Genomic DNA, 20,368 nt, shown 5'->3' on the forward strand with positions numbered 1-20,368 from the left:
AGGCAGCGCCCCCGGCCACGTGATATCAGCTGGCCGAAAAATCCAGCATCCGCTGCAGCGGCTTGAGCGCCCGGCGCGCGAGTTCCGCATCAACGTGGATTTCATCGGTGCCATGTTCCAGAGCGGCAACGATATTATCCAGTCCGTTCATCGCCATCCAGGGGCAGTGAGCACAGCTGCGGCAGGTTGCGCCGGAGCCACCTGTGGGTGCTTCAAGGAAGCGCTTGCCGGGAGCGGCCTGTTGCATCTTGTAAAAGATGCCTCGATCAGTTGCAACGATGAAAGTCTCGTTTGGCAGGTCGTGCGCCGCCTTGATCAACTGGCTGGTTGAGCCAACGGCATCCGCGATCTGGACCACTGAGTCGGGTGATTCAGGATGAACCAGCACGGCTGCGTCCGGATAGACCTTTTTCAGATCCAGAATCCCCTTGGCCTTGAACTCTTCATGGACGATACAGCTGCCATCCCAGAGAATCATCTCAGCACCGGTTTCCTTGCGCACATATTCGCCCAGATGCTTGTCCGGCGCCCAGATAATCTTTTTGCCCTGATCGGCCAGGTGCTCGACCACCTTGAGTGCAATGCTGGACGTCACTACCCAGTCGGCACGCGCCTTGACGGCAGCCGAGGTATTCGCATAAACGACCACTTCATGATCGGGATACTGGTCGCAGAACGCCGAGAATTCATCTGCAGGACACCCGATGTCCAGCGAGCAGGTTGCTTCAAGCGTGGGCATCAGAATGCGTTTTTCTGGATTCAGGATCTTCGCTGTCTCGCCCATGAAACGAACACCCGCCACTATAAGGGTTGAAGCCGGGTGGCGTGAACCGAAGCGCGCCATCTCCAGAGAATCGGAGACACAGCCACCGGTTTCATCCGCTAGCTGCTGAATCAGGTCATCGGTATAGTAATGTGCCACCAGGCAGGCATCCTTTTCCTTCAGAAGCTGACGGATCCTGCTCTTGTATTGCTCGATCTCGGCAGATCCCATCTGCTGCGGCAGGTGCTCCTGAGCAAAATGCTCCTGCACCAGAATGCGATCTTCGATGTCCTGCTTACTCAACATAGTCCGATTCTTATCATCACGCTGGTTGGATGCCTTGGACGGCAAAATCTTGGGGCGGCGATTATACCATAGTTGCACTGCAGTAGGTGAAGCACCGACACAACAGGCAGGTACAAAAAACCTTGCGTTTGGTGTCCCGACTGAGACAAACAGAGGTATCCGCCAGGGAAAATGGTGGGTCGTATAGGACTCGAACCTATGACCAATTGGTTAAAAGCCAACTGCTCTACCAACTGAGCTAACGACCCGGACACTGATGCCCAAAAGCATGCAGGAAAGAAGAGGTGGTGGGTCGTATAGGACTCGAACCTATGACCAATTGGTTAAAAGCCAACTGCTCTACCAACTGAGCTAACGACCCTCCCGATGGGCTGCGCATTTTACCTGTCGAGGCGTGAAAGGCAACCCTTGGGCGAGATTTTATTCAAACATAGCGTGTTGGATCGGCAACGCCCGCTTCCTCGAACCCCTTGGCACGCAAGCGACAGCTGTCACAACGACCACAGGCACGGCCTTCAGTGTCGGCCTGATAGCATGAAACCGTAAGCGCATAGTCGACACCCAGCGCTGTTCCACGGCGAATTATATCGGCCTTGGTCAGATGCATGAGGGGAGTCTCGATATGTACGGGCTCACCGTTGATTCCTCGACGGGTTGCCAGATTCGCCATGCGCTCGAACGCCTCAATAAACTCGGGACGACAGTCCGGATACCCGGAATAATCAACGGCATTGACGCCGATGAATATGGCATCGGCGTCCAGCACTTCTGCCCATCCCAGCGCCAGTGATAAAAACACCGTATTGCGTGCAGGCACATAGGTAACCGGCACGCCTTCAGCCTGATCCTCGGGCACATCGATACTGGTATCGGTGAGTGCCGAGCCGCCAAAATCCTCCAGATGCAATCGCAACACCCGATGCTCGCTGACACCCGCCTGAGCTGCAATTGCCCGGGCCGCGTTCAACTCAGTCACTGAACGCTGACCGTAGTCAAAGCTGAGCACATGGCAGCTGTAGCCCTGTTCAAGGGCAATTGCCAATGCGGTCGCAGAGTCAAGGCCACCCGAAAGCAGCACAACCGCACGTTTTTCACTTTGTTTCATTTCGATAAAGCCAGTCACTGTTGATTGGACAGGAAGCTGCGGGCCAGACCAGCCGCAGAGGATTGCGGGTACTCATTCTGCACTCTCTGCATCAGGCTTTTGGCTGTTGCGCCGTCACCGCCCCGCTCAGCAAGCACACCCAGTTTGTAGAGCGCATCAGCTGCCTTGGCGTGAACCGGATAACCCGTAATCACCTGGTTGAAGGCGCTGCCTGCCGCTTCCACCTTGCCCTGAGCAAGCTTTACCTCGCCAAGCCAGTACCAGGCGTTGGGTACAAGCGCACTGTTCTGATAATCGTTCAGAAACAGCTCAAACGCCTTTTCTGCCTGATCAAACTCACGCTGACGCACATGGCTGTAGGCCTTGTCGTAAGCGGCAGTATCACTTGCAGCAGGGCGTTCTGCAGAGGTATCCGTGGCAGCATTCTCAGCCGCATCCGGCACTTTCACCGTCGGTTGCGACTGCTCCAAAGCAGTTTGAGCAGTGAGCAGGGCATCATCAGGCATGGCTGACATCAGCAGGCTGATACGACGATCCATATCCCGATAACGCTCGCGCTGTTGCTGCTCAAGCCGCTCGAGCTTGTGCTGCTGCTCTTCCAATGCCCCGCGCAGCATTCTGACTTCATCCTGAAGCTGCTGCAGACTGAACAACAACTCATTCTGAACCGAAACACCGCCCGTACTCTGCACCTGCAACGACTGCGTGCCTCCCGTTCGTGAAGCCACCGGCGTCTCGGTGATCTCGATCACCGGCACCGGGGCCGCATACGACCAGGATGACGCCAGCACCAGCAGGACGGTAGCCTTGGCTGTTGCGGCACTTTTCATCACTTACTCTGGTAAATCAGTTCAACACGGCGGTTCTTGCTCCAGGCATCGGCCGAGTGACCAACAACCGCCGGCTTTTCTTCGCCGAAGCTGATGCTTTCCACCTGTGAATTACCTGCACCATTTACGACCAGCAGCCGCTCAACGGCTTTGGCGCGGCGTTCGCCCAGTGCCATGTTGTATTCACGGGTACCACGCTCATCAGCATGACCTTCCAGACGAACGGATGCCGAAGGGTTCTGGGACAGGTAGCGAGCATGCGCTTCAAGATCGGAGAACCCTTCCTGGCGTACTACAGCCTGGTCGAAGTCGAAGTAGAATACGGTACGCAGTTGCTTCAGGTCCTCTGCTGTCACAATGGCACCGCTGACACGGCTACCTGAAGTACCGTAAGTACTGGCACCGGAAGCCGAAGTATCACTACCTGCCGCGCCGCCTGCGTCAGTTGTAGTGCTGGTGGTGCTGCAACCTGCAGCCCATACCATGGCCGCCGTCAGGGCAACCGCTTTGCTCAGATTGACTACCCGCATGATAAATCCTCGATTTGACTGTTTAAATGAGTGTATTGCCATTGTGTTGCAATTTACTGCCACGCCACCCTACTGCAAGTAGGGTGACCAGGCAGGTTCTCGTACATCACCCCTGTCAACCGGCATTCTGAATTGAACCCGACCGTCCAGTGATGCGGCCGCCAGCACACCGCGCGTTCCTTCCTGTGTGGCATAAATAACCACACTGCCGTTTGGCGCTATGCTGGGTGACTCGGCCATGCCGGAGCGAGTGAGTATATCCAGCCGCCCCGACTTCAAATCCTGTACCGCAATATCAAAACCATTTCCGCCACCGCCGCTGCGATGAACCATGGTCAGGAATCGCCCATCCTGAGTCAGGCGTCCCCTGGCATTGTAGTTACCGTCAAAGGTAAGACGCTCCAGTTTGCGATCCTCAAGTCCCAGGCGGTAAATCTGTGGCTGGCCGCCCCGGTCAGAGGTAAAAATCAATGAACGCCCATCCGGCGACCATGCCGGTTCGGTATCAATACCGTAATGCTGAGTCAGCCGTTGCAGCTGACGACTGCGCAGGTCCAGCAGGTAGATCTCGGGATTACCGTCTCGCGACAGGACCAATGCCAGCCGGTTGCCGTCCGGTGACCAGGCAGGTGCACCGTTAAGGCCCGGAAAGGACTGAATGCGCTCACGCTTGCCGGTTGCAAGGTATTGCACATAAATGGCAGGACGACCGGTTTCAAAGGATACATACGCCAGCTTGCTGCCATCCATTGACCACGCGGGCGACATGATGGGCTGCGAAGATTCCAGAATGGTCTGCGCCCGGGCACCATCCCAGTCTGCCAACTGCAGGCGATAGCGCTGCTTGTTGTCGCCAAGCTGCTCTGCCGTGACGTACACTATTTTGGTCGCAAAGGCGCCCTTCAGGCCCGTCAGCTGCTCAAAAACCCTGTCTGCCATATAGTGCGCGGCATCACGTAAGCTTGAGGGGGTCGCACTGACCTGCTCAGCCAGTACCTGCTGCTCGCGCAGCACATCATACAATTCAAAACGCAGGGTAAGCTGACCATCCTGCGCCGAGTCGATGCGCCCGATCACCACATAATCCATTTTGGAAACACGCCAGTCCCTGAAATACACATCATCACGACGGGTCGGAAAACTCAGCATGTTGTCACGCGGCATGGAACTGAAAAAGCCACTGCGTTCCAGGTTCTGGCCGACTACGCGGGCCACATCTTCAGCCAGAGCAGAGCCGGTATTATTGCCAAACGGCACCACGGCAATGGAGGTCGGCGCCTCAACCCCCTGAGTCACCTCGACCATGAGTTCAGCCTGTGCCAGCTGTGCGACGAACAGCAATGTAAACGCTGCAAACAGTTGCTTGATCCTTACCACCTCAGCCCCTCCGGCCTGAATTTGACTAAAAGTTTTCGCAATCGGCGTTCAAACAGCAGCGGATCAACATCCGCTACCCTTGGAAAACTGCGCGCTCTCAGCACAGCCTGCACGGCAGAGCTATCGAACTGAGCATTGCCACTGCTGGTATGGATGTAGGCCTGATCCACCTCGCCACTGGGCAGAAAGTGTATCGCGACAACTGCTTCCATTCCGTTACGAGCCGTTGACGGAATACGCCAGCTGTCCTGCAGCACGGCCTGAATATAGGATTGTATGTCCCCAATCACCGCCTGAGAAACCTGCTCAGCACGGGCCTGAGCCTCCGCACGCTCTGCCGCCATCTTGCGTTGCAGCTCCGCTTCCGCCTGTTGCTGCTGCTTGCGGCGCTCAGCTTCAGCCCTGGCTGTTGCTTCTGCCTTGCGCTTGGCTGCTTCAGCCTCCCGTTTGGCCTGCTCCTGAGCCTTGCGCCTGGCCGCCTCCGCTTCAGCCTTCTTGCGCGCGGCCAGATCAGCCTGGCGCTTCTGTTCGGCAGCTTTCTGTTGTGCCTGCTCTTGCTGTCGCTTCTGCTCGGCCTGCTGCTGCTCACGCTTGCGCGCATCCGCTTCTGCCTGCTTTCGCGCCAGTTCCTGCTGACGCTGCTCAACAGCCTCGCGCTCACTGCGCTTGCGGGCCTCTTCAGCCTTGCGCTGTTGCTCAGCCTGCTGGCGAGCAATCTGCTCCTGCGCCGCCTGCTGCTGCGCCAGCGCCTTGAGGTCTATCATCTCCGCCTGGATATGACGGGGAGCTGAACGCACCGGCTCTGCAGGACGATCCCAGTTCATGGCAATAAGCGAAAAAGCGACCGCGTGGACAATCAAGGCCAATATGGACGGCAGAATATAGCTTCGCATCTCCACTATTCTATTCCGTTACCAGGCCTACGCTGGTAGCCCCAACCTGTTGCAGCAGCACCATCAACTGGATCACTTGATCGTAATTAACATCACGATCCCCTCTGACCAGAAGCAGCTTCTGCGGCGCACTGGCAAGCACCTTGCCGACCCGACTGGCCACCTCTTCACGACTGATGGGTACCCGATCGTCCCCTCCTACATTGATGTAGTACTGCCCCTCACGGTCAACCGTCAACACCAGAGGCTCTTCGTCTTCCGTTTCCACTGGCTCCGCCCCCGCTTGAGGCAGATTCACATCCACACCCTGGGTCAACATCGGCGAAGTCAGCATGAAAATAACCAGTAGTACGGTCATCACCTCAATATAGGGGACAACATTGATTTCAGCGTTGATCTTGCGTTGTTTGCGTGGACGCCAATCCATAGATCAGACCTCAGACGGAGTGCACACGCCGGTAGAGAATGCTGGAAAACTCATCGGCAAAGGTTTCATAGTTGCTCAGCAGAGACTCGGCCTGAGACGAGAAACGGTTATAGGCCACCACCGCCGGGATTGCCGCAAACAGGCCGATCGCCGTGGTAATCAGGGCTTCTGCAATGCCGGGCGCGACCACCGAAATAGCTGCATGCTGCACGGTCGCGAGTCCACGGAAGGCATTCATTACCCCCCAGACGGTACCGAACAACCCCATATAGGGCGCTGTTGAGCCAACGGTCGCCAGAAAAGGCAGGTGACGCTCCAGTTTTTCTTCCTCTCGCGCCATGGCTACACGCATGGCTCGCTGCACGCCATTCATAACAACATCCGGCTCGCGATTCGCCTTTTGCGTCAGACGGGTAAACTCCTGCAGGCCAGCACGAAATATGTTTTCTGCGCCGCAGATCGTATTCGGTGACTGATTGATGTCACGAAACAGCTGGGCCAGATCAACACCTGACCAAAAGCGATCCTCGAACTCGCGCATGGATCGCCGCGCCTTACGCAGCACCTGGTGGCGCTGAAAAATCATGACCCAGGATACAAAGGAAGCCAGAAACAGCAACACCATAATAAATTGAACAGTCAGGCTCGCATTGGCAACGAGACTCCACATTGGCAGTTTGCCTTCCATCATTTCTCCTCGGCAGCAGGCAGTGACTTGGTGACAGTTTTCATAGATTCGAACAGGTTATAAGGCCATCGCACAGGCCTCATGTCTGAAGCACGCACACAGGCAACGTCCACGTCTGCCTCACATAACAGACGCTCATCCGACTGGCGGATAATACGCTGTTGGAAAGACACCCTCACCCCGCTCGCCTGTTCGATGCTCACTTCGACCAGAAGTTCATCATCCAGGCGTGCAGGGCTCAAATAACGGCAATCAGTACGGGTGACAACAAAGATGATATCGTCCGCCATTAACTCCTGCTGAGAACGACCACACTGCCGCAGCAGTTCGGTACGAGCGCGTTCCATGAACTTGAGGTAATTGACGTAATAAACGATACCACCCAGGTCGGTATCTTCGATATAGACACGTAGGGGCCACTGAAACGGCATGCCGTCGACCTGATCAGGTTACAGATGGCACACAACAATAGCAGCCGCAGATTTTAATACAAGAGGGGGCCTGCTACTCCTGACAACTCAGGCAACAATCCGTGAGCGGATCAGCTCTCAGGCGGTTCAGTTCGATCGCTTCGCCGCAGTGACGGCAACGCCCATAGTGGCCTCGATTGATTCGCTCCAGCGCTTCATTGCAGCGGGCGATAACGTCAAGATGATGGCGAAGGTGCTCGAGATCCAGTCGACTTGCGATCTCCAGCGCCGCCTGCTCTTCGGTTTGCCCGGGAGGGGTCGCCTTGAGAAGCTGGCGTACATGCTCAATGTCATGCAACTCATCACGCACTTCCTCCTGCACAGAGGTGAGCAGTTCGTGCAGCTCTTCGGAGAAGCCTTCCAGCTCATGATGATTCAGTACGGCCGACATGGTGATGAACTCCGCTATTGGACTGTCATCATCCTAGACGGCTCTTCCGGAGACCGAGTTGATCTTTATCAGTGAGCTGCACCTGAGCGGAAAAACATCATTCAACTATTGATATCAGTCAGGCCTTTCAATCCCGAAGTGGACATAGGCGTGGTCGGTGACTACCCGCCCTCGAGGGGTGCGCATCATGAACCCCTGCTGGATCAGGTAGGGCTCCAGCACATCTTCAATGGTATCGCGCTCTTCACTGATTGCGGCCGCAAGACTGTCGATGCCCACGGGTCCGCCACCGAACTTCTCGATCATCGCCAGCAGCAGGCGTCGATCCATATGATCGAACCCACGCTCATCCACATTGAGCATGTTCAATGCCAGGTCAGCAATCTCCTTGGTAATGCGTCCATCGCCCTTCACCTCGGCAAAATCGCGTGCACGGCGCAGCAATCGGTTGGCGATACGCGGCGTGCCGCGTGAGCGCCTTGCCACCTCGCGAGCCCCCTCTTCATCGATATGCGTGCCCGACAGCTGCCCTGAGCGCATCACGATACCGGTCAGATCCTGAATCGAGTAGTACTCGAGCCGCTGTACGATCCCAAAACGGTCACGCAAAGGCGAAGTGAGCAGACCCGCCCGGGTGGTGGCTCCCACCAGCGTAAAAGGCGGCAGATCCAGCTTGATGGAGCGTGCCGCCGGCCCTTCTCCGATCATGATATCCAGCTGGTAGTCTTCCATCGCCGGATAGAGCACCTCTTCCACGTTGGGACTGAGGCGGTGGATCTCATCAATAAACAGCACGTCACCGGCTTCCAGATTGGTCAGCAGTGCAGCCAGATCACCGGCCTTTTCAAGCACCGGGCCGGAGGTAGTGCGAATCTGTGCGCCCATTTCATGGGCGATGATATTGGCCAGCGTGGTCTTGCCCAGACCGGGAGGGCCAAAAATCAGCGTGTGGTCCAGCGCTTCATTGCGATTGCGCGCTGCATGGATGAAGATCTCCATCTGCTCGCGCACCACTGGCTGCCCCTCATAGTCCTTGAGCAGCTTGGGACGAATGGCACGATCCTGAACCTCTTCGGCAGGCGCCGCCATGGGCGTAATAAAACGATCCGCTTCGATTCTCATAGCAAGTACCTCAACCTACCATCGTGCGCAGAGCATGACGGATCAGCGCTTCGGTGACGGCGTCATCACCCAGAGCTTGCGCTGCCTGTTCGATTGCGCGCGTGGCCTGCTGCGGCTTGTAGCCCAATGCAATCAATGCACTCTCGGCTTCCCCACGGTGATCAGTCACGGCGGGCATCACAATTTCGGAATGGTTGCCGCTACTGAGCTCGAGTTCGGTCAAGGTGGGCAGCTGCAGCTGATTAAGGCGATCCTTCATCTCCACAATCAAGCGCTCAGCGGTTTTCTTGCCCACTCCCGGCACCCGTACCAGCGCCGTGGTGTCTTCATTGTGCACACTGCGGATAAAGTCACCGGCACTGATGCCGGACAGGATCGACAGCGCCAGCTTGGGACCGACACCGTTCACCTTGATTAACGAACGAAACAGGAGTTTTTCCTGCTGATCGGCAAAACCGTACAACAACTGAGCGTCTTCGCGCACCACAAAATGCGTATGCAGCGAAACCTCAGCTCCCACTTCCGGCAACTTGTAAAAGGTGTTCATCGAGGCTTCGATTTCATAGCCTACACCGTTAACGTCCAGCAGCATCCAAGGCGGTTGCTTTTCCAGAATTCGACCTCTTAGGTGTCCGATCACGCGCTTTGCATCTCCATAATGAATCAGTAACGCCAGCGCCCGGCCGTTTTGCCACGCGCCTGCTGAATTTGACCCGCACAGGTATGTGCATGGCAGAGCGCAATCGCAAGTGCATCTGCCGCATCGGCCTGAGGCAGCCCCGGCAACTTGAGCAGGTGCATCACCATGTGCTGCACCTGCGCCTTGTCGGCGCCACCATTACCCACCACCGACTGTTTGACCCGGCGGGCCGCATACTCGGAGACCGGCAGCAGGCGATTGGCACCGGCCACGATCGCAACCCCTCTGGCCTGTCCCAGCTTGAGAGCAGAATCCGCATTACGTGACATGAACACCTGCTCGATCGCCATCTCCTGCGGCTGGTAGCGCTCAATGACTTCGGTAACACCGGCATATACCTGCTGCAGTCGATCAGCAAGGATATCACCGCTGATGCGGATACACCCACTGGCAACGTATTCACTCCGAGAACCCGCCACACGGATAACACCGTAGCCGGTAATTCTTGAACCGGGATCGATTCCCAATATCAGCATGGACCTGTCTCGATTCTCCAGGAAAGCTTCAAGCGAGCTAAGTCTGTATATTTATACACTATAACAACGTATTTTGCTCAAAAAAAACCGGGGTTGCCCCCGGTTTCTGCCAGCTGTCATACAGCCCGTTTATTCCATCGCTTCTTCGGGAATTTCGGCATTGTGATACACGTTCTGGGTATCATCGAGATCCTCCAGCGCGTCGATCAGCTTCAGCGCTTTCTGACCGCTTTCCACATCCAGCTCAACCGTAGTGGACGGAATCATGCCAACCTCGGCGTAAACCGGTTCAAATCCGGCATCTACCAGCGACTGTTTCACGTCCATGAACTCCTGCCAGGGCGCAAACACATCGATAGAGCCATCTTCGTTGGTGACAACGTCATCGGCACCGGCTTCCAGTGCCGCTTCCATGATCGCGTCCTCATCAGCGCCGTCACCGAAGCTGATCTGACCCTTCTTCTCGAACAGATAGGCAACCGAGCCGTTGGTACCCAGGTTGCCGCCAGCCTTGTTGAAGGCCGCACGTACCTGAGACACGGTACGGTTGACATTATCGGTCATGCACTCAACCAGAATGGCAACACCGTTAGGACCATAACCTTCATAGGTCAGCTCATCGTAGTTGTCACCCTCACCACCGCCTGCGCCACGCTGAATCGCTTTTTCGATGGTGTCCTTTTTCATGTTGGCGCCCAGCGCCTTATCCATCGCCGCACGCAGGCGCGGGTTGTCTTCGGGAGTACCACCACCTTCTTTGGCGGCAACCGTCAGTTCACGAATCAGCTTGGTGAAGATCTTGCCCCGTTTGGCGTCCTGAGCCGCCTTGCGGTGCTTGATGTTAGCCCACTTGGAATGACCTGCCATACAACATCCTCAAATATCGGTCGTGTAAACAAATGGGGCGACACTGATGGTCGCCCCGGGTGCGCAATCAGGGAGTCTTGCGCAGCTTGATGTTCAGTTCGCGCAGCTGAGCGGCACTCACTTCACCCGGTGCATCGGTCAGCAGACAGGCGGCACTCTGGGTTTTCGGGAAGGCAATGACTTCACGAATGGAAGTGGAGCCGGTCATCAGCATGACCAGACGGTCCAGACCAAACGCCAGACCACCGTGGGGTGGCGCACCGTGCTTGAGCGCATTCAGCAGGAAGCCGAATTTCTCGTCCGCTTCCTCATCGGAGATGCCCAGCACCTTGAATACGGCCTTCTGCATGGTCTGATCATGGATACGGATGGAACCGCCACCCAGCTCGGTGCCGTTCAGCACCATGTCATAGGCACGGGAGAGCTTGCCTTCGGGCTCGGCGATCAGCTCTTCCGGGGTGCAGCTCGGTGAGGTGAACGGGTGATGCAGCGCGGTCAGGGAACCATCGCTGTTCTCTTCGAACATCGGAAAGTCGACCACCCACAGCGGCGCCCACTCGCGTTCGATCAGGTTCATGTCTTCGCCGACCTTGATGCGCAGCGCACCCAGGGCTTCGTTGACAACCGTCGCCTTGTCGGCACCGAAGAACACGATGTCGCCGTTTTTGGCTTCCAGGCGCTCCATGACCTTCATGGCCACATCTTCACCCAGGAATTTCACGATCGGAGATTGCAGGCCTTCGGCGCCCTTCTCCAGCTCGTTAACCTTGATCCAGGCCAGACCCTTGGCACCGTAGATACCAACAAAACTGGTGTACTCGTCAATAATTTTGCGGGTCAGCTCGGCACCACCCGGCACTTTCAGTGCCGCTACGCGGCCTTTGGGATCCTTGGCGGGACCGGCAAACACCTTGAATTCGATATCCTGCAGCAGATCGGCCACATCAACCAGTTCCAGTGGGATGCGCAGGTCAGGCTTGTCTGAGCCGTAACGGTGCATCGCTTCGGAGTACGGCATGCGCGGGAACTCGCCCAGGTCAACGCCCAGCAGTTCATTGAACAGCTCGCGGATCATCGCTTCGGTCAACCCCATAACACCTTCCTCGTCCATGAACGAGGTCTCGATATCAATCTGGGTGAACTCGGGCTGGCGATCAGCGCGCAGGTCTTCATCACGGAAGCACTTGGCGATCTGATAGTAGCGGTCGAAGCCGGACACCATCAGCAACTGCTTGAACAGCTGCGGCGACTGCGGCAGAGCGAAAAAACTGCCTTCATGTGTACGACTTGGTACCAGGTAGTCACGCGCACCTTCAGGTGTTGCGCGGGTCAGAATCGGCGTCTCGATATCGAGGAAGCCGTTCTCTTCCAGATAGTTGCGGATATTGTGGGTGATTTTGGAACGAAAACGCAGTTTGCGCTGGATCTCCGGACGACGCAGGTCGATGTAACGGTGACGCAGACGCACATCCTCACCTACCTGTTGATGCTCGTCCAGCTGGAACGGCGGAGTTTCGGACTTGTTCAGAATGACCAGTTCCTTGCCCAGCACTTCGATCTCGCCGGTGCCCATCTCCTTGTTGGTGGTGCCCTCAGGGCGTGCACGCACGGTGCCTCGCACTTCAACCACGTATTCATTACGCACGCTGTCAGCCAGATTGAAGCTTTCTTCACGATCCGGGTCGAACACCACCTGAGTGATGCCCTCACGGTCGCGAAGGTCAAGAAAGATCACTCCGCCATGGTCACGGCGACGGTGTACCCAGCCGCAGAGTGTGACATCTTCACCGATATGTTCTGATCTGAGATCGCCGCAATAATGGCTACGCATACTGTCCTGTTCCTGTATCCGGGTGCATCAAGGAAAATGAAAGGCGGGAATTATAACCGATTTGGCCGGGCCTGACAGGCCCGGCGACAGGGATAACACCGGGAAAGGCTCAGTTATGAGGCTCGAACGCCATTTCTCCTTCAAGCAACGCCTCCAACTTGCCGCGAACCCGATCAAGCTGCTCCTGCGTATAAGCGACAGAGGGCACCTTGCCCCACACAGGGCCAGGCCAGGCCGGATCATTCTCCTTGCGCACGATAACGTGCATGTGCAGCTGTGGCACCATATTGCCCAGACAGGCGATATTCATCTTGCGCGCCTGAAACAGATCCGCCAGCGTTTCCGCAAGGTTACTGGCCTCATGCATCAGCTGTTGCTGCTCACTGGCTGGCAAATGGTACAGTTCAGTGACACCAGCCCTTCGGGGTACCAGAATGAACCAGGGGTATTGGCTGTCATTCATCAGCAGCAGGCGACAGAGGGGGAAATCACCAATGGCGACCGTATCGGTGATCAGACGGGGGTCAAGTTCAAACTCCAGCTCCAGTTCATCCATTGCCCTGCTCCTTGAATCGTTAAATATGCTTTTTAATCCAACAGTTACACTGATTAGTATAGGTCGGCATGGCTAAAGTCAATCTGCATCAAAGTATAGAGTCAATCGGCCTTGAGCGCTGGAATGCGCTCTGTGGCACTGACTATCCTTTCTTGCGCTACGAATTTCTGCACGCACTGGAAGCCTCGGGCAGTGTTGGACCGGGCACCGGCTGGCAACCGCTGCATCTGGAGTTAAGTGACGCGGGTGAAACCAGCCTGCTGATGCCGTTGTATCTGAAGTCACACTCCTGGGGCGAGTACGTATTCGACTGGATCTGGGCCGATGCCTATGAGCGTCACGGCCTGAACTACTATCCCAAGCTGCTGACTGCCGTTCCCTTTACACCCGCCACCGGGCCGCGCTTTGGCACCCGAATGAGCCACAGTGACGTCATGCAGCAACTGCCCGATCTCGTGCACTCGGTTTGCAGCCAAACCGGTGCCTCCTCCTGGCACGGCCTGTTCCTGCCGCAACCGGAATTGCAACGCGCCCCGCCGCAACTGCAGCAACGCCTGGGTGCTCAGTATCACTGGTTTAACCGTGACTACCGCGACTTTGATGATTTCCTTGATCGATTCAACTCACGAAAGCGCAAGGCCGTGCGACGCGAGCGTAAAAAAGTACAGGAGCAAGGGATCAGCCTCAAGCGCATCAACGGGCAGGAGATCAGCTCCGAACAACTGGATCTGTTTTACCGCTTTTACCAGATGACCTACCTCAAGCGTGGTCGACAGGGATATCTGGCACCGGACTTTTTTCACCGCCTGCATCAGAGCATGCCGGAACAACTGCTGCTGGTACTTGCCGAACGCGAAGGCGATGCCATCGCTGCTGCACTGTGCTTCATCGGTGAAGATACACTCTATGGCCGCTACTGGGGCTGTGCAGAGGAGTACGACTGCCTGCACTTCGAAGCCTGTTACTATCAGGGCATAGAGTTTTGTATCGAGCGGGGCCTTGCACGTTTCGACCCCGGCGCTCAGGGTGAGCACAAGATTCAGCGCGGCTTCGAGCCGGTTCCAACCGGATCACTGCACTGGATCGCGCATCCGGGGTTCGACGCCGCAATTCGTGATTTCCTCAAGCAGGAGACGCCCGCCATGCAGGAGCAGATCAAGTCACTCACCGGCTGGCTGCCGTTCAAGCCGTCGGCCGGTGAACCAGGATAGGATCAGAGAATCATGGCGGCCGCCCAGCCCGCTGCCAGCAGCGGGAGGTTGTAGTGCAGGAACGTTGGCACCACTGTATCCCATATATGATGATGCTGGCCGTCCACATTAAGGCCCGCTGTGGGCCCGAGCGTAGAGTCAGACGCCGGTGAACCGGCATCACCCAGTGCCGCTGCCGTCCCGACCAGCGCCACAATGGCGAGTGGGCTGAAGCCCAATGACAGCGCCAACGGTACATAGATCGCCGCAATGATCGGTATGGTCGAAAAAGAGGAACCAATGCCCAGCGTAATCAACAGCCCAACCATCAACATCAGCAGAGCAGCCAGCGCCTTGTTTTGGCCAATCAGCTCTGCACTGCTGCTGACCAGGGTGGTGATTTCACCCGTTTGACGCAGCACCTCGGCAAAGCCCGCGGCCGTGATCATGATGAAACCGATCATCGCCATCATTTTCATGCCGTCAATCAGTACCCCATCAGCCTGTTTCCAGCGCACGATACCTGTGACAGTACAGATCATATAGCCGGCCAGCGCACCCAATACCATTGAGCCGGTCCAGAGTTGAATACCGAATGCCGCCAGCATCGCCACAATAACCGCAACCAGACGGGCTGCGCTGTATTCAACCTTTACACGCTCCACCTGCTCCAGTGGCGCCAGATCATAGCGGCGCTTGCGACCATAACTGACCATCGCCAGCAGCAGCCCCGCTACCATTCCGGCCGCCGGAATCCACATGGCGGACATCACATTGATCCCCTCCATGGTGAGGCCGTTATCGGCAATGTTTTTCAGCAGAATATTGTTAAGGAATATGCCACCAAATCCCACTGGCAGGAACATGTAAGGAGTCACAAGGCCAAAAGTCAGCACGCAGGCGATCAAGCGGCGGTCCAACTGCATTTTGCTCATGACCAGCAGCAGTGGCGGAATCAGCAGGGGGATAAAGGCGATATGGATCGGGATCAGGTTCTGCGAGGAGATGGCGATCGCCAGAATCACCAGCACCAGTGCATATTTCAATGCACGGGTATTGCCATTACCCTGCCCAAGCTTGCGTTGGACCAGGTCGGCCATTGCGTGCGGCAGGCCTGATTGAGCAATAGCAACGGCAAAGCCACCCAGCATCGCATAGCTCAGGGCCACTTCGGCGCCGCCACCAATACCTCCGCTGAACGCTGCCAGTGTCTGCTCCAGCCCCATCCCCACCAACAGGCCCGCACTCAGAGCCCCCAGAATCAGCGCCACCACCACGGGTGTACGCGCCAGACTCAGTACCAGCATCACCAGCACTGCGGCCACTACGGCATTCATCAGTCACTTTCTCCTGCAGCGTCTCGCTGCTAAAGGTAGACGAAAAAAAGCGCGCACTCTGCAGCAGCCAAAGCCAGATGTCAAACTCAGCCTCTGCGAATGCTGAACAGCTCCCCCAGCCGGGCATACTCAGAGCCCCCGAGTCGTGCCAGCGGCTTGATCCTGCCTGCCTCAAATCTCATCCGCCCTTTCGCATCCCGGCCGCACACCGCGTCATCGATCCAGATCCGCTCCACTTCCACCAGCAACAGATTCTGGGGTCGATTGCCCACCTCTAGGTGCTGGTGCAGTCGACAGGCAATCGCAACAGGCACACCCTTCAACCGCATCAAGTCAGTCCCGTCAAAAGGCACCAGTGTCTGGCCGGCAAGTACCAGTTCAGAGTCACCCCGAGCCAGTTCAGCGGCACTGTCGCTCACCATCTGTGCCTGCTGATCAGCCGCGATATGAATCACACAGCGTTTGTATTCCAACAGGTTATGACAGGTATCTTTCAAACTTCCGTCACTTTTCCGGCCGATGGAAAGCATCAGAATGGGCGGATCGCTGCATACCACATTGAAAAACGAAAACGGCGCCAGGTTATGGCTGTTGCCTGCCTCATCATTAGGGCTCAGCACCCAGGCTATCGGGCGCGGAATAATGACTTGGGTCAAGGTGTGATAGATCTCGGTCGGGCTCACCTGATTGGCTTCGATGATCATTGTTGCTCCTGCTCAAGCCGTTAAAGGGCCACAGCATAACATTCAGCGCCATTGACACCCATTTTGATGCGCAGTTGCAGCATGAACAGCAGTGCAGAAATCGGCTTAAACGATGAAAATCTTGCAGCCAGACACCCTCGTAAACCTGTACCAAAGGCCTAAACTGAAACTCCCGCTATCGGGCGACCCCTTCATAAAACCTCAAATGCGAGGAGGATTGGTATGCTGACGTACGAAGAGTGCCTGGAGATGAGTGATCTCTCGGCTGACGAAATCGCCGCCATCGCCGAACATGAACATATGGACCCGATGATAGCTGTTGCCCTTGGGCATTATCTCGTAACACATGATGGCGAAAAGCGTATTCAGAGCTTTATTCTGGATGATATTGAACGTGCACGCCGCTGTGGTGACCACCAGAAGCAGGCACTTCTGGCGGGGGCTTTGCGCCATTTCATAGCCACCCACCCGGTAAAAAAGGCACAGGGTCAGATGCTGGCGTCCTGATCAGGTGACTCCTGGGTCTGAGTACTTCCTGCTGTGCAGGGCCACTCACCCACCAAGGGTTACTCGGCCCGTTTCACCAGTCGTTCCATTCGCAAGCGCTGGCGCTGATCAAACAGACGCCAGCTGCCTGCCACCACCGCCAACATCACCCCGAAACCACTGCCCAGCGTTATGATCAGCATGATCAAAATCTGGTATTTGACCGCCAATGCCGGTGCCGTACCTGCCAGAATCTGCCCCGTCATCATGCCCGGCAGGCTTATGATACCCGCCGCCGCCATCGCATTGATGCTGGGCATCATACCCGCACGCATTGCATCACGCTGAATAGGCCCCAATGCCTGTTTCCAGTTGTGTCCCAGCATCAGGCGGTTTTCAATCTGCGCACGTTGTTGCCATGCCGTTTCAGTGAGCCGATCCAGACTGAGCGCCACACCGGTCATGGTATTGCCCAGCAGCATACCCAACAGCGGGATGGCATATTGTGGCCGATACCAGGGATCTGGCCCCACCAGCACCAGCAGTGTGATCAAGGCGATACTGAAGGAGGATATAAACATTGACGCGGTGCCAATGCAGTAAGCCCAGCCGCCGCTGAAGCGGCGCTGCTGCCTCGCCATCACCTCGCGACCGGCCAGCAACAGCATCACCAGCGCCATTAATCCCACCCACAGCAGCGTCCCAACAGAAAAAAGCAGCTCCAGCACAAGGCCTATCAAAAACAGTTGCGCAACGGTACGTGCACTGGCGACCAGCAAACTGCGACTGATCCCCAAGCGGGCCTGCCAGGCCAGTAATGCCAGCACCAGCACCAGCCCTGCGGCCAGTGACAATTGCCACCAGCTGATATCAATCACGCCCATCAGTTACCTCAACCAGCCGCTTGTGCCTGATCTGAAACCGGTAGTCCGCCACGCGCTGAATCTGGGCTGCATCATGAGCAACCCAGAGTACTGGCCAACCCTCCGCTTGAATTCGCTCCAGCAGCATCGCCTCTACGCGCTGCGTGGTTTCAGGGTCAAGATTTGCACAGGGCTCATCCAGCAGCAGCACCTGAAGGGGAATGGACAGTGCACGCAGCAGACCCAAACGTTGCTTCTCGCCAGATGAAAGACGCATCACGTCCCAGCCATGAGCTTCTGCAGGCAAGCCCAAAGCCTCTAGGCCCTCGCCATTATACTCCGCAGGAAAGTGGTCCCCCACGCGCTCACTCCACCACTGGCTTTCGGCCGGGACGAGGCGTACCCGTTGCCGCCACTGGTCTGCCGGCAGCTGTTGCTGTTCCTGATCATCAAGCAGGACATCTCCCGAATGGGGCTCCAGATCAGCAACGGCACGCAGCAGGCGGCTTTTGCCACTGCCTGACGCACCACTGATGCAGCATATCCTTCCTGGCTCTATCGAAAGATCAAAGGGCTGGATCAGTTCATTGGACAGTTGTTTAAGGTGAAGCGTAACAGGCGGCAAAATCGACTCCCTGAAAACAGAAAACCGGAGCCAGCTTAACAGCTGAGCTCCGGTTTTGGCATCTCGCAAGATGTTTGACGCAAGGTTTAAAGTGCGCTGTCCAGCTCCGGCAGCGCAGTGAACAGATCGGCCACCAAACCGTAATCGGCCACTTGGAAAATTGGCGCCTCTTCATCCTTATTGATCGCCACGATCACCTTGGAGTCTTTCATCCCCGCCAAATGCTGGATGGCACCGGAAATGCCGACCGCGATATACAGCTCAGGCGCCACGATCTTACCGGTTTGTCCAACCTGCATATCGTTGGGAGCAAAACCGGCATCAACCGCTGCACGGGATGCGCCAACTGCAGCCCCCAGCTTGTCGGCCACTTTTTCCAGCAGGTGGAAATGTTCGCTGTCCGCCATGCCACGACCTCCGGCAATAACGACACGCGCCGACGTCAGCTCAGGACGATCGGACTTCGCCATCTCTTCACCGATAAACTGGCTAAGCCCGGTATTTTCAACCTGGGTCAGAGTTTCAACGGCTGCACTGCCACCTTCCGCTGCCACCGCGTCAAATGCGGTACCGCGAACAGTGATCACCTTGACCGCATCCAAAGACTGAACGGTCGCAATGGCGTTACCGGCGTAGATTGGACGGGCAAAGGTATCGGCGGACTCCACCTTGATGATATCCGAGATCTGCCCCACATCCAGCAATGCAGCCACCCGCGGCATGAAGTTTTTACCGTTGGCGGTTGCCGGTGCCAGAATGTGCGTGAATCCATCGGCCATGGATACGATCAGGGCTGCCATGTTTTCAGCAATTTCATGGTCATACGCCGGGTTGTCAGCCAGCAGCACCTTGCTGACGCCCTGTACTTTGGCAGCGGCATCGGCTGCAGCGGCACAACCGTTGCCAGCGACCAGCAGGGTAACGTTACCGCCGATCTGTGCGGCGGCAGCAAGAGTGCTCAAGGTGGAGGGCTTCAGCACCTGATTGTCATGTTCAGCAATTACCAGAATACTCATCAGATCACCTTCGCCTCGTTCTTGAGTTTATCGATCAGCTCAGCCACATCAGCCACTTTGATACCGGCTGAGCGCTCAGCCGGTGGTTCGACCTTCAACAGCTTGGTGTGAGCCTTGACCGCGACACCCAGATCAGCCGGTGTCAGCGTTTCCAACGGCTTGCGCTTGGCTTTCATGATGTTTGGCAAAGAGGCATAACGCGGTTCATTCAAACGCAGGTCTACCGTCACCACTGCAGGGGTGTTGACTGCAACGGTCTGAAGACCACCATCCACTTCACGCGTGACGGTTACCTGATTGCCGTCTATTTTCACTTCGGACGCGAAGGTCCCCTGCCCCATTCCTGTCAGGGCAGCCAGCATTTGACCCGTCTGATTGTTGTCAGAGTCAATGGCCTGCTTACCCATCAGTACCAGATCAGGCTTCTCATTCTCAACCACCTTGGCCAGCAGCTTGGCCACCGAAAGCGACTCCAGCGGTTCATCGCTCTGAACCAGAATGGCCCGGTCGGCACCCAGGGCGAGCGCCGTGCGCAGCTGCTCCTGAGCGGCCTGAGGCCCAAGAGAGACCACAACTACCTCGCTGGCCTGACCGGACTCTTTCAGGCGAACAGCCTCCTCGACCGCGATTTCGCAGAAGGGGTTAATCGCCATTTTCACATTATTCAGATCAACGTCGGACTGGTCGGATTTAACCCGGACCTTGACGTTGTAGTCGATAACTCGCTTAACCGTTACCAGCACCTTCATTGTCATATCCTTTGCTTGTTGTTATGGGTCACCGGAGGCGACTTCACCTCTTGCGGGCATTGTCTT

At 56.5% G+C, this 20,368-nt stretch carries 24 protein-coding genes and 2 tRNA genes; 2 read left to right on the forward strand and 24 right to left on the reverse strand.

The features are described 5' to 3' along the window. Positions 1 to 25 precede the first annotated feature (25 nt). The 18 genes from nadA to ABIE60_RS04555 form a co-directional block, all read right to left on the reverse strand. A complete protein-coding gene (nadA, locus tag ABIE60_RS04470) occupies positions 26 to 1,069 on the reverse strand; it encodes a quinolinate synthase NadA (protein ID WP_354468079.1) in 1,044 nt (347 codons plus the stop codon). A gap of 172 nt (positions 1,070 to 1,241) precedes the next feature. Continuing rightward, a tRNA-Lys gene (locus ABIE60_RS04475) sits at positions 1,242 to 1,317 on the reverse strand. A gap of 37 nt (positions 1,318 to 1,354) precedes the next feature. Next, positions 1,355 to 1,430: transfer RNA gene (locus tag ABIE60_RS04480), tRNA-Lys, on the reverse strand. Positions 1,431 to 1,493: 63 nt separating this feature from the next. Further along, positions 1,494 to 2,174, reverse strand: a complete 681-nt coding sequence (gene queC / locus ABIE60_RS04485; protein ID WP_354468081.1) for a 7-cyano-7-deazaguanine synthase QueC — start codon at positions 2,172 to 2,174, stop codon at positions 1,494 to 1,496. A 14-nt stretch (positions 2,175 to 2,188) separates the two neighbouring features. Then, a complete protein-coding gene (ybgF, locus tag ABIE60_RS04490; protein WP_354468083.1) occupies positions 2,189 to 3,004 on the reverse strand; it encodes a tol-pal system protein YbgF in 816 nt (271 codons plus the stop codon). Further along, positions 3,004 to 3,534 carry a peptidoglycan-associated lipoprotein Pal gene (gene pal, locus ABIE60_RS04495; RefSeq protein WP_354468084.1) on the reverse strand — a complete coding sequence of 177 codons (531 nt, stop codon included), beginning with the start codon at positions 3,532 to 3,534 and terminating at the stop codon, positions 3,004 to 3,006. The genes ybgF and pal overlap by 1 nt, the downstream gene beginning before the upstream one ends. 69 nt (positions 3,535 to 3,603) lie before the next feature. After that, the gene (tolB, locus tag ABIE60_RS04500; RefSeq protein ID WP_502914940.1) at positions 3,604 to 4,911 is read right to left on the reverse strand and encodes a Tol-Pal system beta propeller repeat protein TolB; all 1,308 of its coding nucleotides are present in this window, start codon (positions 4,909 to 4,911) and stop codon (positions 3,604 to 3,606) included. After that, on the reverse strand, positions 4,905 to 5,804 hold the full coding sequence (tolA, locus tag ABIE60_RS04505; protein ID WP_354468086.1) for a cell envelope integrity protein TolA: 900 nt from the start codon (positions 5,802 to 5,804) through the stop codon (positions 4,905 to 4,907). The genes tolB and tolA overlap by 7 nt, the downstream gene beginning before the upstream one ends. Positions 5,805 to 5,814: 10 nt before the next feature. Next, positions 5,815 to 6,231 carry a protein TolR gene (gene tolR, locus ABIE60_RS04510; RefSeq protein WP_354468088.1) on the reverse strand — a complete coding sequence of 139 codons (417 nt, stop codon included), beginning with the start codon at positions 6,229 to 6,231 and terminating at the stop codon, positions 5,815 to 5,817. A 10-nt stretch (positions 6,232 to 6,241) separates the two neighbouring features. Continuing rightward, on the reverse strand, positions 6,242 to 6,919 hold the full coding sequence (gene tolQ / locus ABIE60_RS04515; RefSeq protein ID WP_354468090.1) for a protein TolQ: 678 nt from the start codon (positions 6,917 to 6,919) through the stop codon (positions 6,242 to 6,244). Then, positions 6,919 to 7,350 carry a tol-pal system-associated acyl-CoA thioesterase gene (gene ybgC / locus ABIE60_RS04520; RefSeq protein WP_354468092.1) on the reverse strand — a complete coding sequence of 144 codons (432 nt, stop codon included), beginning with the start codon at positions 7,348 to 7,350 and terminating at the stop codon, positions 6,919 to 6,921. The genes tolQ and ybgC overlap by 1 nt, the downstream gene beginning before the upstream one ends. Positions 7,351 to 7,423: 73 nt before the next feature. Beyond that, a complete protein-coding gene (locus ABIE60_RS04525) occupies positions 7,424 to 7,780 on the reverse strand; it encodes a TraR/DksA family transcriptional regulator (protein ID WP_354468093.1) in 357 nt (118 codons plus the stop codon). A 114-nt stretch (positions 7,781 to 7,894) separates the two neighbouring features. After that, positions 7,895 to 8,902, reverse strand: coding sequence for a Holliday junction branch migration DNA helicase RuvB (gene ruvB / locus ABIE60_RS04530; RefSeq protein ID WP_354468095.1), 1,008 nt, complete (start codon positions 8,900 to 8,902; stop codon positions 7,895 to 7,897). A gap of 10 nt (positions 8,903 to 8,912) precedes the next feature. Continuing rightward, positions 8,913 to 9,542, reverse strand: coding sequence for a Holliday junction branch migration protein RuvA (ruvA, locus tag ABIE60_RS04535; protein WP_354468097.1), 630 nt, complete (start codon positions 9,540 to 9,542; stop codon positions 8,913 to 8,915). 23 nt (positions 9,543 to 9,565) lie between these two features. Beyond that, positions 9,566 to 10,078, reverse strand: a complete 513-nt coding sequence (gene ruvC, locus ABIE60_RS04540) for a crossover junction endodeoxyribonuclease RuvC (protein WP_354468099.1) — start codon at positions 10,076 to 10,078, stop codon at positions 9,566 to 9,568. Between the two features lie 129 nt (positions 10,079 to 10,207). Next, positions 10,208 to 10,945: a YebC/PmpR family DNA-binding transcriptional regulator gene (locus tag ABIE60_RS04545; RefSeq protein WP_354468101.1), complete on the reverse strand. Its 738-nt coding sequence runs from the start codon at positions 10,943 to 10,945 to the stop codon at positions 10,208 to 10,210. A gap of 67 nt (positions 10,946 to 11,012) precedes the next feature. Next, positions 11,013 to 12,776 carry an aspartate--tRNA ligase gene (aspS, locus tag ABIE60_RS04550; protein ID WP_354468102.1) on the reverse strand — a complete coding sequence of 588 codons (1,764 nt, stop codon included), beginning with the start codon at positions 12,774 to 12,776 and terminating at the stop codon, positions 11,013 to 11,015. 109 nt (positions 12,777 to 12,885) lie between these two features. Beyond that, complete coding sequence (locus ABIE60_RS04555) at positions 12,886 to 13,332, reverse strand: HIT family protein (protein WP_354468103.1); 447 nt, start codon at positions 13,330 to 13,332, stop codon at positions 12,886 to 12,888. A 68-nt stretch (positions 13,333 to 13,400) separates the two neighbouring features. Here ABIE60_RS04555 and ABIE60_RS04560 point away from each other — a divergent pair, with 68 nt between their 5' ends. Continuing rightward, positions 13,401 to 14,543: a GNAT family N-acetyltransferase gene (locus ABIE60_RS04560; RefSeq protein ID WP_354468105.1), complete on the forward strand. Its 1,143-nt coding sequence runs from the start codon at positions 13,401 to 13,403 to the stop codon at positions 14,541 to 14,543. A 2-nt stretch (positions 14,544 to 14,545) separates the two neighbouring features. On the opposite strand, the gene ABIE60_RS04565 is transcribed toward ABIE60_RS04560, so the two are convergent. Together ABIE60_RS04565 and ABIE60_RS04570 are read right to left on the reverse strand one after the other, a co-directional pair. Continuing rightward, entirely contained in the window at positions 14,546 to 15,859 is a 1,314-nt protein-coding gene (locus tag ABIE60_RS04565) for a Na+/H+ antiporter family protein (RefSeq protein WP_354468107.1), read from the reverse strand. A gap of 86 nt (positions 15,860 to 15,945) precedes the next feature. Next, entirely contained in the window at positions 15,946 to 16,563 is a 618-nt protein-coding gene (locus ABIE60_RS04570; protein WP_354468109.1) for a flavin reductase family protein, read from the reverse strand. Positions 16,564 to 16,785: 222 nt separating this feature from the next. On the opposite strand from ABIE60_RS04570, the gene ABIE60_RS04575 reads away from it, so the two are divergent. Further along, on the forward strand, positions 16,786 to 17,070 hold the full coding sequence (locus ABIE60_RS04575; RefSeq protein WP_354468110.1) for a hypothetical protein: 285 nt from the start codon (positions 16,786 to 16,788) through the stop codon (positions 17,068 to 17,070). A 59-nt stretch (positions 17,071 to 17,129) separates the two neighbouring features. Here ABIE60_RS04575 and ABIE60_RS04580 read toward each other — a convergent pair whose 3' ends face one another. From ABIE60_RS04580 to ABIE60_RS04595, 4 genes are all read right to left on the reverse strand, one after another. Continuing rightward, positions 17,130 to 17,933, reverse strand: coding sequence for an ABC transporter permease (locus ABIE60_RS04580; protein WP_354468112.1), 804 nt, complete (start codon positions 17,931 to 17,933; stop codon positions 17,130 to 17,132). Continuing rightward, a complete protein-coding gene (locus ABIE60_RS04585; RefSeq protein WP_354468114.1) occupies positions 17,920 to 18,537 on the reverse strand; it encodes an ABC transporter ATP-binding protein in 618 nt (205 codons plus the stop codon). Before ABIE60_RS04585 ends, ABIE60_RS04580 begins: the two co-directional genes overlap by 14 nt. A gap of 86 nt (positions 18,538 to 18,623) precedes the next feature. Then, the gene (locus ABIE60_RS04590; RefSeq protein ID WP_354468116.1) at positions 18,624 to 19,553 is read right to left on the reverse strand and encodes an electron transfer flavoprotein subunit alpha/FixB family protein; all 930 of its coding nucleotides are present in this window, start codon (positions 19,551 to 19,553) and stop codon (positions 18,624 to 18,626) included. After that, positions 19,553 to 20,302: an electron transfer flavoprotein subunit beta/FixA family protein gene (locus ABIE60_RS04595; RefSeq protein WP_354468117.1), complete on the reverse strand. Its 750-nt coding sequence runs from the start codon at positions 20,300 to 20,302 to the stop codon at positions 19,553 to 19,555. Before ABIE60_RS04595 ends, ABIE60_RS04590 begins: the two co-directional genes overlap by 1 nt. Positions 20,303 to 20,368 lie beyond the last annotated feature (66 nt).

It is taken from the genome of Marinobacterium sp. MBR-109 (assembly GCF_040547565.1).
GTDB lineage: Bacteria > Pseudomonadota > Gammaproteobacteria > Pseudomonadales > Balneatricaceae > Marinobacterium.

Bases quoted from the DNA above. Each gene is read 5' to 3' on its own strand.
- ruvB (WP_354468095.1), bottom strand. From the start codon at position 8,902: ATGAGAATCGAAGCGGATCGTTTTATTACGCCCATGGCGGCGCCTGCC.
- ybgF (WP_354468083.1), bottom strand. From the start codon at position 3,004: ATGAAAAGTGCCGCAACAGCCAAGGCTACCGTCCTGCTGGTGCTGGCG.
- ABIE60_RS04595 (WP_354468117.1), bottom strand. From the start codon at position 20,302: ATGAAGGTGCTGGTAACGGTTAAGCGAGTTATCGACTACAACGTCAAG.
- ruvC (WP_354468099.1), bottom strand. From the start codon at position 10,078: ATGCTGATATTGGGAATCGATCCCGGTTCAAGAATTACCGGCTACGGT.
- ABIE60_RS04570 (WP_354468109.1), bottom strand. From the start codon at position 16,563: ATGATCATCGAAGCCAATCAGGTGAGCCCGACCGAGATCTATCACACC.
- ybgC (WP_354468092.1), bottom strand. From the start codon at position 7,350: ATGCCGTTTCAGTGGCCCCTACGTGTCTATATCGAAGATACCGACCTG.
- pal (WP_354468084.1), bottom strand. From the start codon at position 3,534: ATGCGGGTAGTCAATCTGAGCAAAGCGGTTGCCCTGACGGCGGCCATG.
- ABIE60_RS04575 (WP_354468110.1), top strand. From the start codon at position 16,786: ATGCTGACGTACGAAGAGTGCCTGGAGATGAGTGATCTCTCGGCTGAC.
- tolR (WP_354468088.1), bottom strand. From the start codon at position 6,231: ATGGATTGGCGTCCACGCAAACAACGCAAGATCAACGCTGAAATCAAT.
- queC (WP_354468081.1), bottom strand. From the start codon at position 2,174: ATGAAACAAAGTGAAAAACGTGCGGTTGTGCTGCTTTCGGGTGGCCTT.
- aspS (WP_354468102.1), bottom strand. From the start codon at position 12,776: ATGCGTAGCCATTATTGCGGCGATCTCAGATCAGAACATATCGGTGAA.
- ABIE60_RS04545 (WP_354468101.1), bottom strand. From the start codon at position 10,945: ATGGCAGGTCATTCCAAGTGGGCTAACATCAAGCACCGCAAGGCGGCT.
- ABIE60_RS04565 (WP_354468107.1), bottom strand. From the start codon at position 15,859: ATGAATGCCGTAGTGGCCGCAGTGCTGGTGATGCTGGTACTGAGTCTG.
- ABIE60_RS04560 (WP_354468105.1), top strand. From the start codon at position 13,401: ATGGCTAAAGTCAATCTGCATCAAAGTATAGAGTCAATCGGCCTTGAG.
- ABIE60_RS04590 (WP_354468116.1), bottom strand. From the start codon at position 19,553: ATGAGTATTCTGGTAATTGCTGAACATGACAATCAGGTGCTGAAGCCC.
- ABIE60_RS04525 (WP_354468093.1), bottom strand. From the start codon at position 7,780: ATGTCGGCCGTACTGAATCATCATGAGCTGGAAGGCTTCTCCGAAGAG.
- ABIE60_RS04580 (WP_354468112.1), bottom strand. From the start codon at position 17,933: ATGGGCGTGATTGATATCAGCTGGTGGCAATTGTCACTGGCCGCAGGG.
- nadA (WP_354468079.1), bottom strand. From the start codon at position 1,069: ATGTTGAGTAAGCAGGACATCGAAGATCGCATTCTGGTGCAGGAGCAT.
- ABIE60_RS04555 (WP_354468103.1), bottom strand. From the start codon at position 13,332: ATGGATGAACTGGAGCTGGAGTTTGAACTTGACCCCCGTCTGATCACC.
- tolA (WP_354468086.1), bottom strand. From the start codon at position 5,804: ATGCGAAGCTATATTCTGCCGTCCATATTGGCCTTGATTGTCCACGCG.
- tolQ (WP_354468090.1), bottom strand. From the start codon at position 6,919: ATGGAAGGCAAACTGCCAATGTGGAGTCTCGTTGCCAATGCGAGCCTG.